The sequence below is a fragment of the Acidocella sp. genome, from assembly GCF_052326845.1.
Classification (GTDB): Bacteria; Pseudomonadota; Alphaproteobacteria; order Acetobacterales; family Acetobacteraceae; genus Acidocella.
The window spans coordinates 1-10,897 of record NZ_JBKQJR010000187.1; the positions used below are offsets into that span (position 1 = coordinate 1).

Here is a 10,897-nt window from a genome sequence, read left to right on the forward strand (position 1 = left end):
CTAGATCCGCAAGAAGCCCGCAATCTCGCCATCGTGCGGCGCGGTTACGAGGCTTTCGAAAAACACGATATGGAGACCATGAAGACCCTCATGGCACCTAACGCGCACTGGCATGAAACCCCCAACAAGTGGTTCAGCGGGGATTTTAAAGGTCAGAAGGCCATCCTGGACTATTTCGGCCAACTGGCGAAGGAGACGGACGGCACGTTTAAAGCTACACCCAAGACAATGGCGGCAGACGGAGACTGCGTTTTTGTGGCCTTTCACGTGAGCGCCAAGCGGGGTGGAAAGACGCTCGAAACCGACAATGTGAGTATCTTCAAGCTGGCCGATGGTATCGTGATTGACACCGTGGTGTACGAAGGTGACCAACCAGCGATAGCTGCATTCCTTTCGTAACCTACAGCGTGCGGCTGGCCGTCAGCAGACAGTGCGCATGATGGGGTTAGAGAGTCGATAGGACAGGTGCCTTGGCACAGCCGGCACGCCTTCAGTTTGCGAACGTGAACAACAACCAGAGATACGGAGGATCCAATGTCCCACTTCATGACACGCTGGCAGTTTACGAGCGCTTCGGCTAAGGCGCTGGTTGAGAAGCCGCACGATCGCACTGGCGCGGCAAAGGCACTCATAGAGGGGTTCGGCGGCAAGCTACACAGTTACTATTTCTCATTTGGTGACAACGATGGGCTTGCGATCTGCGAATTCCCAGACAACACAGTCGCTGCCGCTTGCTCGCTGACGGCAACGGCGACGGGCGCATTCGCCCGCTTCGAGTCGACTATGTTGTTGACAGCCTCCGAAGCTGAGGCGGCGATGAAGAAGGCACACAACACCAAGACAGAATATAAGCCGCCACACGCCTGAGCCACGAACCAAGCCGCGCCGCATCTCAGTATTCTGAAGTGTCGATGCTGGCGCGGCAAACACATCGAGAGCCGACGGCCTCGAACCATCCGGTTGCGAGAAAGGGTGGACTTGAGCGGAGATCTACCCGTGTGGAGTGCCTTGACACCCGCGGCGTGAACCTATGTGTCGATGTAGTTTTCAGGCGCTGCCTATGAAATCAATAGATTCCCCTGAAAATCAAACGAATTTTCAGTCTCTTAAAATCTGCTTGCCGTCAAAAACCTACTTCCCCTTCCCAAACACCACGACACTTTCGACATTTTCCGAATACGGAAACTGGTCGATGGGCGTAGCGGCGAGGACAGAATACCCCGCGCGGCGCAGGGCGCCTGCGTCGTTCGCCAGCGCGTCCGGGTTGCAGCTCACGTAGACAATCCGCCCCACGCCCGCCTGGACGATAAACCGCATCTGCGCGGCGGCGCCGGCGTAAGGCGGGTCCAGCACAATGGCGGCGGCCTTCGCCATCTCGGCGGCTTGCAGCGGGCGGCGGTGCAAATCGCGCCGGGTAAAACTCACACGCCCGGCGAGGTTGGCGGCGCGCACGGCAATCTCGGCGGCGGCGGAGGCAAAAGCATCGCCTTCATACGCCTCCACCCGCGCATGTTGTACCAGCGGAAAAGTGAGCGTGCCGCAACCGGCGAAGAGTTCCACGATGCGGGATTTGGCGGTGAGCTTCGGCAACCCAGCGAGCATCGCGGCGACGATCGCCGCCTCGCCCTCGGCGCTTGCCTGCAAAAACCCGCCCGGCGGCGGGGTCACATCCACACCGGCAAAACGGATCACCGGGTTTTGCAGGATGATCGCGGGTTCCGGGTCCGCCGTGCCGGTGGCAATGGAGATACGCGGCACGCCATGGCCCTTGGCGATGTCGATGATGCGCTTGCGGTCGGGGAGCTGGAATTCCGCATCCAGGCGGAGCAAAATGTCCGGCCCGTTATCGAGCCAGTTGATGACCACCGAACCCGCACGGCGAAACGCCAGCAGGCTGCGCAGCAGCTCGCGCAAGGGCGGCAGCAGGGGCAGAATTTCCGGGCGCAGCAGCGCGCATTCGCGCATGTCCACCACCTCGGCCCCGCGCGCCTGGTGCAGCCCGAGCGAGATTTCCGTGCCCTTGCGCGTGGCGGCCAGGTCCACGCGGCGGCGCGTGCCGGCGGGCACCTCCACCAGCGGGGATACAGGCGCGTCCAGATACCCGGCGCGGGCCAGGGCGTCCTTCAGCAGCGCGAATTTATCTATGGCATGGCGGTCCGCGACGGCACAACCGCCGCAGACGCCGAAATGCTGGCAATGTGCCATGGGGCCGTCAGGATTCGGCGTTGCCGCCGTTCTCCTCGTGGATCACGTCCGGCGCCTCGACGTCTTCTCCGGTCATGTCCTCGACCACCCGGGCCGAGCCGCGGCGGCGGATGAGCATGAAGGCCGGGACGCTCTCGCCAAAGCCAAGCACCGGGGCACCCAGATCCCTCTCGTGGCGCGGCTCACGCTCGCGCTCGCGGCGGGGGCGCTCACGGTCACGTTCGCGCTCACGCGGAGCCTCACGTTCACGCGGGGCCTCAGGCTTGGGTGCGCGCTCAGGCTGCTTGGCCTCGCGGACCTCAGCCGGCTTTTCCTTGCCGCCCCTCTTGTCGCGCACGATGCGGCCGCCACGGCCACGCTTGCGGCTGTCGCCCTCGGCCCACTCCACAACGTCCAGCCCGGGGATCTCGATGCGCGGGATGGGGGCGGCGATCAGCTTCTCCACCGCTTCCACGGCCAGACGGTCATCCGGCGTGGCGATGGTGAAGGCCCTGCCCTCCTTGCCGGCGCGGCCAGTGCGGCCGATGCGGTGGACGTAATCCTCGGCATGGTGCGGCACGTCGAAATTGAAGACATGGCTCAGCCCGCCAATGTCGATGCCGCGGGCCGCGACATCGGAGCACACCAACAGGCGCAGCTCATTGGCCTTGAACTTCTCCAGCGTGGCGAAGCGCACGCTCTGCGCCAGATCGCCGTGCAGCGCCCCGGCGGAGAAGCCGTGCTTGAGCAGCGACTTCAGCAGAATATCCACATCGCGCTTGCGGTTGCAGAAGATCAGCGCGTTCTGCACCTCTTCCGAGCGGATGAGCCGGCGCAGCGCCTCGCGCTTGTCGTGCTCGTTCACCAGCACGAGGCCGGAGATGATGGTGGTCGCCACTGTCGCCGGCTTGGAGACGGTGATCTCCCTCGGGCTGTTGAGGAAGGCATCGGCCAGGCGGCGGATTTCCGGCGCCATGGTGGCGGAGAAGAACAATGTCTGGCGCTTGCGCGGCAGCAGGGAGACGATGCGCTCGATATCCGGGATGAAGCCCATGTCCAACATGCGGTCGGCTTCGTCGATCACCAGCACGCGCACATCGGTCAGCAGCAGCCCGCCACGCTCGAACAAATCGATCAGGCGGCCAGGGGTGGCGATCAGCACGTCCACGCCCTTGCTCAGCGCATCCTTCTGGTCGGACATGCTCTCGCCGCCGATCAGCAGCGCATGGTTCAGCTTGAGATGCTTGCCGTACTGGACGAAGTTTTCCGCAACCTGGAGGGCGAGCTCACGGGTCGGTTCCAGGATGAGCGAGCGCGGCATACGGGCGCGGGCGCGGGAGCCGGAGAGAATATCCAGCATCGGCAGGGTGAAGCCCGCGGTCTTGCCGGTGCCGGTCTGGGCGCAGCCCAGCACGTCCTGGCCCATGAGCACCACGGGGATCGCCTGCGCCTGGATCGGCGTCGGGCGGAGATAACCCTTTTCGTGCAGTGCTTTGAGAATAGGCTCGGAAAGCCCAAGCGCGGCGAAACCTTCTTCTTCTTCCGCTTCCTGCTGTTGTTCCGGCTCGGCTTCGGGCGTCGGGGTTTCGGCAGGCGTAATCAGCGCTTCGTCCTGCGCCGGGGGTTCGGCTTGATCAGCTGCGGTGGTGTCAGACAAAAATTGGACCCGTTCGTGTTGAGGTGCCGCGCGTGAAAACACGCCTAGCGCGCGCCGCGCTAGCTGCAATGCGCCCCGTATCGGCAAGTTGAACCAAGAAGTCAAGGATTAGCGCGGAATCGCCGGTCCCGTGCCTCCTGTTCCGTGCAGATGAGCGCCAATAACTGGGCAATCTCAACAAACATCATGGGCGTTTCCAATGGCGCAAGCGCAGCGCGTTGCCAAGTACGCAAAGCGAGGATGCGGCCATGGCGCCGCCAGCCAAAGCGGGGCTGAGCAGGCCGAGCGCGGCGGCGGGAATGCCGAGCGCGTTATAAATCATCGCCCAGAACAGCCCCTGCACCAGCACCGCCCAGGTCTTGCGCGCGAGCGCTATGGCGGCGGGAGCCAGTTCCGGCGCCGGGCGCAGCAGGGAGATATCCGCCGCCTCGATGGCGACATCCGCGCCCGAACCCATGGCCATGCCCACTGTAGCGGCAGCGAGGGCGGCTGCGTCGTTGATGCCGTCGCCCAGCATGGCGGGGCAGTGCCCGGCGGCGCGCAATTCCTGGATGACGGCCAGCTTCCGCGCGGGGTCGGCCTGCGCGATCACCTCCACCCCCAAATCCAGCGCCTCGGCGGCCTCGCGCCGGTCGCCGGTGAGCAGCAGCACACGCAGCCCCATCTCGCGCAGCCGGTCCACAGCCTCGCGCGCACCGGGGCGAAGCGTGTCGGCAAAGGCGAACCCGGCAAGCACGTCGCCGCCCTCCTCGGCCAGCCAGGCCCAAGTCGCACCATCCGTTACTTCCAAAGCCGCCCGCACCAGCACGGCGGAACCGAGCACATAGCCCCTGCCCGCCACTTCCCCGCGCACGCCCTTGCCCGGCAGCACCACGAAATTCTCGGCCGGGGCTACCCCTGGCTGGCGCAAAGCCGCGCTTAAGGGATGCGTATCCCGCGCCGCCAGCGAAGCGGCGATCCCGCGCACCTGATCCTCGCTCAAGGTGCCGAACAGCTCCACGCGCTGCAATCGCGGCTGGCCGGTGGTTAGCGTGCCGGTCTTGTCGAACACCAGCGTGTCGACACGCGCGGCCTCCTCCAGCGCGTCGGCGGTGCGGAACAATATGCCCTGTTTGGCCGCCACGCCGGTGCCAGCCAGGATCGCCGCCGGGGTGGCCAGCCCCATGGCGCAAGGGCAGGCAATAACCAGCACCGAAACAGCGTTGATGATGGCGCGGGGATAGGCCGTGCCATGCGCCAGCCAAGCCAGCAACGTGAGCAATGCCAGCCCCACCACCACCGGCACGAACACCGCCGCCACCTTGTCCGCCAGCTTCTGCACGCGCGGCTTGGTCGCCTGCGCGTCCTCGATCATCCTTGCCATGCGGTCGAGGAAGCTTTCCCCGGCGGCGGAGGTCACCCGCAGGCGCAGCACCGCGTTCAGGTTCAGCGCACCAGCCAGCAGCTTCGCCCCCGGCCCGCGCGTCACCGGCAGCGCCTCGCCGGTCACGGGGCTTTCGTCCAGGCTGCCCGTGCCTTCGGTGACAATGCCATCCACCGGCACGCGCTCGCCGGGGCGCAGCTCAATCTCATCGCCCGGCACCAAAGCGGCCACAGGCACATCCGCGCCATCCGCCCGATGCGCGATCTCCGGGCGCAGCTTGTGCAGCGCGGTGATGGCGCGAGCGGCATCGCGCTTCACCCGGCCCTCCATGTATTTGCCGAGCCGCACCAGGGTGATGATGGCCACCGAGGATTCGAAATAGAGCGGCCCGGCGGTGAAATAGTCCCAGACCGAGAGCCCCCAGGCAGCGGAGGTGCCGAGCGCCACCAGCAGATCCATATTGCCCGAACCGGCGCGGAGTGCCGCCCACCCGGCCCGGTAAAAGCGTGCCCCGAGCCAGAACTGCACGATGCTGACGAGAACCAGTGCCGCCACATCCGGTACGCGCAGCACCATGCCCAGCACCACCGGCGTGGAGAGGACGAACGCGGCGATGAGCTCGATTTTCTCCCGCCGCGCGTCATAGGGCTTCGCGGTTTCCAGCGGCGCGGCCCTGTAGCCGGCGCGTTTCACCGCCTCGATCAGCGCGGCGAGCGCGACTTCCGGCCCGGCCTGCACCTGCGCTGTCTCGGTGGCCAGATTCACCGACGCATCCCGCACCCCAGGTACACGACGCAGCACTTTCTCCACGCGGCCAACGCAACTCGCGCAAGTCATCCCGCCAATGGCAAGCTCAATCCGGCGCGGCGCTGGCATGGTCTGGTCCATGCCATGGGATATGGGCAGCCACCGGGCACAAGGTCAACGCGCTTGACCCTGGCACGGCAGGGCCCCTTATTTGGGGCAGACAGGAGAGCCGATATGAGCCAGACCGAGCTGAAATTCGTTGTGCCCGACATGGACTGCCAGTCCTGCGTCCGCTCGATCACCGAGGCAGTGCATCAGGTGGATGCCAAGGCGGAGGTCAGCGCCGATCTGGAAAGCAAGCGCGTGACGGTAAGCGGCACGGGCAGCGCGGCAGCATTCGCCGCCGCCATCGAGGATGCCGGGTTTAGCGCGCAGCCCGCTTAACCCGTGCGCATACCGGTGAGCACGGCGAGCAGCACCACGAACAGCGTGGCCAGCACGATAATCGACACCCCCCAGCGCAGCGCCAGGTAGTTGCCGGCAACCACGCCGCGGCCGCGCCCGATGGTCTCCACCACGATGGTGATGAGGAACCCGGCCAGCAGCAGGAACAGGGCCAAGGCGGGCGCGTTGAAGTGCAGCATCAGCGAGAGCGCGGCCCAGCCGATCAGCGCCGGGATGACGCCGAAGGTCAGCAGCTGCCGCTCCGCCCCCAGCACGGCGGGCGGCAGGGGCGTGCCGTTCACCGGATGCGCCGTGTCCCGCAGGGCGAAGCCCCAATGCACAGCGCCGAGAAACGAGAGGATGACGGCGCCGTAGGAGATCAGCACCTCGATGGCGGTTTTCGCCGCCAGCGGGTCCAGCAGCACGATGGCGCCCAGCACCAGGAACGGGACAGCGCCCGCGAGGGTCAACAGCACGGCGATGGTGAAAGGCTGCTTGAACATGGTTGCTCCTTATTCCGCCTGGTCGATCACATAGCCCAGCCGCTCGATCGCCGGTTGGAGGGTTTCTAGCACGGGCTGCAGATGTTTCAGATATGGCCGGTAGCGGTAGCGCGAGCGGCCGTAAAGCTTTTCCGTGACCTGCGCATAGGAGGCGGTGCGGGCATAGCGCGTGTTCTGCTCGAAGCTCAGGCAGCGCGGGTCGAATTCCACACCGACGAAATCGAGGATCCGTCGCACATTTGCCTCCTGGTCCACCACCACGTCCTCATAGCGCACCGGCAGATAGCGCATGTTCACGTTCTGCCGGTAATGCGCGATCAGCTCCGCCACCAGATTGTAGTGCCTGGCGACGCTTTCCAGTTCCGCCGCGCAGAAGAAGCCATGGGTGAGGTGGTTGGAATAAACCGAGAGCAGCACGTCCAGCGGATGGCGGATGACGTGAATGACCGGCGATTGCGGGAAGAGCAGCGCGATCAGCCCGAGATGCGTCTCGTTCAGCGGCATCTTGTCGGTGAAGAAATCCGCGCCCTCTTTGAAGATGCCGCTCTTGGCCGCGCGGTTGAGGTAATAGTCGCGCAGTTCGTTCAGCCCGTCGCGCTGGTCGCCCATCCATAGCTCGGCCAGCGCCTCGGGGTAGGTGAGCGGGCTCGCCAGCAGGCGCGGCATGATCTGGGTGATGTCGTTGATATAGGGCAGTTCATCCCCGGCGGCGATGCGCGGATGCACGGTCAGCGTCTGCTCGATGAGCGTGGTGCCGGAGCGCGGGAAGCCGACAATAAACACGGGCTGCGGCATACCTGGGCGCAGCTCCGCCACCGGCAGCGTCTTCAGCCGCCGCGCGGTAAAGAAGCCCTTCAGCCGCGCCGCCTGATCCGCCGCCACGTCTTCTACATAGGTCCGCGCGCCCAGTTCCAGCGCGCGCTGCTTGCCTGTGGCAAAGCAGGCGAAGGCCTCGTCATGGCGGCCAAGCTCGTCGAGCAGCCTGCCCTTCTCCGACATTTCCGCCGGGCCGAGCCGGACATGCCCATCCTCCGGCTCATGCAGGATGGCCAGCGCCTCCTCGGTGCGCTTGAGCCGGGCCAGCACGGTGGCGCGGGTGAGCAGCACGCTCGGATTGCCGGGCAAAAGCCTCTCCGCCTCGTCCAGCAGCTCCAGCGCCCGGCCGAACTTGCGGTCAGCCTCCTCCATCTTGGCGTAGCCGAGCACGGTTTGCAGCACATCCGGCTTCAGCGCCATGGAGCGCTGGTACAGCGCGCGAGCCTCCTCGATCCGCCCCTGGTTTTTCAGGTTCCAGGCGAGGTTGGCGAGCGTGATCGGCTCTTCGCCATCGGCCAGTTCCAGCACACGCCGGTAATGGTATTCGCCGATCAGCGGGCGGTTGGCCTCGGTGAGCACGAGGCCCATCAGATTATGCGCCTGGGCGTTCTGCGGGGCGATGCGGATGGCGTTGCGGGCATGAACCTCGGCCTCGGCCAGCGCGCCCTTGTGCAGGAGCATCAGCGTCAGCTCGCTGGTGGCCCAGAAATTATTCGGGTTCAGCGCCACAACCCGGCGGATCAGCGCCTCGGACGCCGCCGCCCGCCCCTGCTGTTGGCAGAGGCGGCAGAGGAACAGCAACGCATCCTCGCGCCCCGGCGCCAGTTCCAGCAGATGCCTGACGCAGGCCTCGGCGCCGGCCGCATCCCCCGCGTTCAGCGCCGCCTCGCCCTGGGCCAGCAGCGGTGCCAGCGCATTGGTCGCTTCAGGCGGCGAGAGGGTCGCAAAGTCCAGCGCGCAGCAGCGGACACGCCGCAGACCAGAACCGCAGGGGCAAGGGGTGAGATCCGCCATGCCCCGGACTGTAATCAGCCTGGGGCGCCGAGGCTAGGCACAATCAGGGGTCGATGTAGCCTGGTCAGGTTCCCGTCCAGGGTGGTGGGTCGCTCGCGGGGAATGTCTCGTCCCCAGCTTCATCAACCAGGTCGAACGCCTCCCCCGGCGCGGGCAACGCCAGAGGCTGGCGGAGCTGGACCACGCATTTCACGTTATCCGCATCGACCACCTCCAGGCTTGTCAGCGTGCCGCTCGTTATATCGACATGGATCGATTTCGGCTGGTGGATGATGTGCTCCAGCCCTTCGAACGAAACGACCAGGATATTATCCTTGTGGTCGAAGGTGACGCCCTTGAGCGGCAGCCATTCCGCCTCGACCTGGCTGCCAAGGTTCAATGCGGCAACCCTCACCTGGGCCTCTTCGCCCGACAGCTTCCTGGAAAGCCCGTTAAAATACGGCCCCCAACGCGTTCTATCCAAATTTTCCGTGACCATTTCCTTATCCCCTTTTGCTTTTCAAAGGCTGGACGTGACGTTGAGATAATAAGCTTTCGCCACTTTACCAGGGGCCGGTTGTGCCCTGCCGCCTCTACGCGCTATGGCCTGGGCATGAGCACGAACCACCCCGCCTGCCCGCAATGCACACTGGAAGACACCCATCTCCAGGGCGCCAATTATGTCTGCAACACCTGCGGCTATGAATGGCCCGCCGAGATTGGCGAGGCTGCCGAGGCCGAAGAGGTCATCAAGGACGCCAACGGCACCGTGCTGCAAAATGGCGATACCGTGGTGCTGATCAAGGACCTTAAGGTGAAAGGCTCGTCCACAGGCATGAAGGTGGGGACGAAGCTGAAAAACATTCGCCTGCACAGCGGCGACCACGCCATCGAGGCCGGGGATTATTTTATCAAGCAGGAGTTTGTGCGCAAAGCCTGAATAAAAACGGCGCCCGAAGGCGCCGTTTTCAGTTTCAGTGGACCTCTTCCGGCGTCTTCTCGCCGTCGTCACCGTCGGCCTCGGGCTTGGGCAGAGCCGGGGGTGCTGCTTCCGTCACGTCGAAGGCGAGCTTGCCGTCCTTCACGCTCACCTTCACGGCGCCGCCCTTCACCAGCTTGCCGAAGAGCAGCTCCTCCGCCAGCGGCTTCTTGATCAGCTCTTGGATCACCCGGCCCAGAGGCCGAGCGCCGTAGAGCGGCTCGTAGCCGCGCTCGGCCAGGAACTCCTTCGCCGCCGAAGACAGCTCGATGGTCACGTTGCGGTCCGCCAGCTGCGCTTCCAGCTGCATGACAAACTTCTCCACCACGCGGCCGACGATTTCCGGCGTCAGCGCCGCGAAGGGGATGATCGCATCCAGGCGGTTGCGGAACTCCGGCGTGAACAGGCGCTTCACCGCCTCCTCATCCTCGCCCACGCGCACCTCGCGGCCAAAGCCGATCGCCGGCTTCTGCATATCCGAGGCCCCGGCATTGGTGGTCATGATCAGGATGACATTGCGGAAGTCGATCTTCTTGCCGTTATGGTCGGTCAGCTTCCCGTGATCCATGATCTGCAGCAAGATGTTGAACAGATCCGGATGCGCCTTCTCGATCTCGTCCAGCAGCAGCACGCAGTGCGGGTGCTGGTCGATGGCGTCGGTCAGTAACCCGCCCTGGTCGAAGCCGACATAACCCGGCGGCGCGCCGATCAGGCGGGAGACGGAATGCCGCTCCATGTACTCGGACATGTCGAACCGCGTCAGCTCGATGCCGAGCGTGGCCGCCAGCTGGCGCGCCACCTCGGTCTTGCCGACGCCGGTGGGGCCCGAGAACAGGTAGTTGCCGATCGGCTTCTCCGGGTCGCGCAGACCGGCGCGGGAGAGCTTCATCGCGGCGGAAAGCGCCTCGATGGCGACGTCCTGGCCGAACACCATCGCCTTCAGGTCCCGCTCCAGCGTGCGCAGAACCTCCTTGTCGTCGGCGGAGACGGATTTGGGCGGGATGCGCGCGATCTTGGACACCATGTCCTCGATGTCCTTGAGTGTCACCGTCTTGCGGCGCTTGCTCTCGGGCTGCAGCATGCGCGCCGCACCGGCCTCGTCGATCACGTCGATCGCCTTGTCGGGGAGCTTGCGGTCGTGGATGTAGCGCGACGACAGTTCCACCGCCGCCTTTATCGCTTCGTTGGTGTAGCGGAGCTTGTGGTAGTCC

General features: G+C 65.1%; 11 protein-coding genes. 4 read left to right on the forward strand and 7 right to left on the reverse strand.

All coding sequences use genetic code 11. From position 1 onward, the window contains the following. A partial coding sequence (locus ACLPJJ_RS12550; RefSeq protein WP_443591313.1) for a nuclear transport factor 2 family protein occupies window positions 1–399 on the forward strand: 399 nt, incomplete at its 5' end. A gap of 135 nt (window positions 400–534) precedes the next feature. Beyond that, entirely contained in the window at window positions 535–867 is a 333-nt protein-coding gene (locus ACLPJJ_RS12555; RefSeq protein ID WP_443591314.1) for a GYD domain-containing protein, read from the forward strand. Between the two features lie 264 nt (window positions 868–1,131). Here the strand turns inward: ACLPJJ_RS12555 and ACLPJJ_RS12560 are convergent, their stop codons facing one another. From ACLPJJ_RS12560 to ACLPJJ_RS12570, 3 genes are all read right to left on the reverse strand, one after another. Continuing rightward, window positions 1,132–2,205, reverse strand: coding sequence for a class I SAM-dependent RNA methyltransferase (locus ACLPJJ_RS12560; RefSeq protein ID WP_443591315.1), 1,074 nt, complete (start codon window positions 2,203–2,205; stop codon window positions 1,132–1,134). A 7-nt stretch (window positions 2,206–2,212) separates the two neighbouring features. Beyond that, window positions 2,213–3,841, reverse strand: coding sequence for a DEAD/DEAH box helicase (locus tag ACLPJJ_RS12565; RefSeq protein ID WP_443591316.1), 1,629 nt, complete (start codon window positions 3,839–3,841; stop codon window positions 2,213–2,215). 184 nt (window positions 3,842–4,025) lie between these two features. Next, a complete protein-coding gene (locus ACLPJJ_RS12570; protein ID WP_443591317.1) occupies window positions 4,026–6,092 on the reverse strand; it encodes a heavy metal translocating P-type ATPase in 2,067 nt (688 codons plus the stop codon). Window positions 6,093–6,185: 93 nt separating this feature from the next. Here ACLPJJ_RS12570 and ACLPJJ_RS12575 point away from each other — a divergent pair, with 93 nt between their 5' ends. Next, on the forward strand, window positions 6,186–6,395 hold the full coding sequence (locus tag ACLPJJ_RS12575; RefSeq protein ID WP_443591318.1) for a heavy-metal-associated domain-containing protein: 210 nt from the start codon (window positions 6,186–6,188) through the stop codon (window positions 6,393–6,395). Here ACLPJJ_RS12575 and ACLPJJ_RS12580 read toward each other — a convergent pair. The 3 genes from ACLPJJ_RS12580 to ACLPJJ_RS12590 all read right to left on the reverse strand — a co-directional run bounded on the left by ACLPJJ_RS12580 (window position 6,392) and on the right by ACLPJJ_RS12590 (window position 9,191). Then, a complete protein-coding gene (locus ACLPJJ_RS12580) occupies window positions 6,392–6,898 on the reverse strand; it encodes a DUF3429 domain-containing protein (RefSeq protein ID WP_443591319.1) in 507 nt (168 codons plus the stop codon). The genes ACLPJJ_RS12575 and ACLPJJ_RS12580 overlap by 4 nt on opposite strands. A 9-nt stretch (window positions 6,899–6,907) precedes the next feature. Continuing rightward, complete coding sequence (locus ACLPJJ_RS12585) at window positions 6,908–8,728, reverse strand: sulfotransferase (RefSeq protein WP_443591320.1); 1,821 nt, start codon at window positions 8,726–8,728, stop codon at window positions 6,908–6,910. Between the two features lie 64 nt (window positions 8,729–8,792). Continuing rightward, complete coding sequence (locus ACLPJJ_RS12590; protein ID WP_443591321.1) at window positions 8,793–9,191, reverse strand: DUF5335 domain-containing protein; 399 nt, start codon at window positions 9,189–9,191, stop codon at window positions 8,793–8,795. A 129-nt stretch (window positions 9,192–9,320) separates the two neighbouring features. Here ACLPJJ_RS12590 and ACLPJJ_RS12595 point away from each other — a divergent pair, with 129 nt between their 5' ends. Then, complete coding sequence (locus ACLPJJ_RS12595; RefSeq protein WP_443591322.1) at window positions 9,321–9,647, forward strand: zinc ribbon domain-containing protein YjdM; 327 nt, start codon at window positions 9,321–9,323, stop codon at window positions 9,645–9,647. A 34-nt stretch (window positions 9,648–9,681) separates the two neighbouring features. On the opposite strand, the gene ACLPJJ_RS12600 is transcribed toward ACLPJJ_RS12595, so the two are convergent. Further along, window positions 9,682–10,897: AAA family ATPase (locus tag ACLPJJ_RS12600; protein WP_443591323.1), on the reverse strand; the 1,216-nt coding region annotated here is incomplete at its 5' end.

What these genes read in the sequence shown, in the direction of transcription:
- ACLPJJ_RS12555 (WP_443591314.1), top strand. Translation starts at nt 535, where the DNA reads ATGTCCCACTTCATGACACGCTGGCAGTTTACGAGCGCTTCGGCTAAG.
- ACLPJJ_RS12560 (WP_443591315.1), bottom strand. Translation starts at nt 2,205, where the DNA reads ATGGCACATTGCCAGCATTTCGGCGTCTGCGGCGGTTGTGCCGTCGCG.
- ACLPJJ_RS12570 (WP_443591317.1), bottom strand. Translation starts at nt 6,092, where the DNA reads ATGGACCAGACCATGCCAGCGCCGCGCCGGATTGAGCTTGCCATTGGC.
- ACLPJJ_RS12575 (WP_443591318.1), top strand. Translation starts at nt 6,186, where the DNA reads ATGAGCCAGACCGAGCTGAAATTCGTTGTGCCCGACATGGACTGCCAG.
- ACLPJJ_RS12580 (WP_443591319.1), bottom strand. Translation starts at nt 6,898, where the DNA reads ATGTTCAAGCAGCCTTTCACCATCGCCGTGCTGTTGACCCTCGCGGGC.
- ACLPJJ_RS12585 (WP_443591320.1), bottom strand. Translation starts at nt 8,728, where the DNA reads ATGGCGGATCTCACCCCTTGCCCCTGCGGTTCTGGTCTGCGGCGTGTC.
- ACLPJJ_RS12595 (WP_443591322.1), top strand. Translation starts at nt 9,321, where the DNA reads ATGAGCACGAACCACCCCGCCTGCCCGCAATGCACACTGGAAGACACC.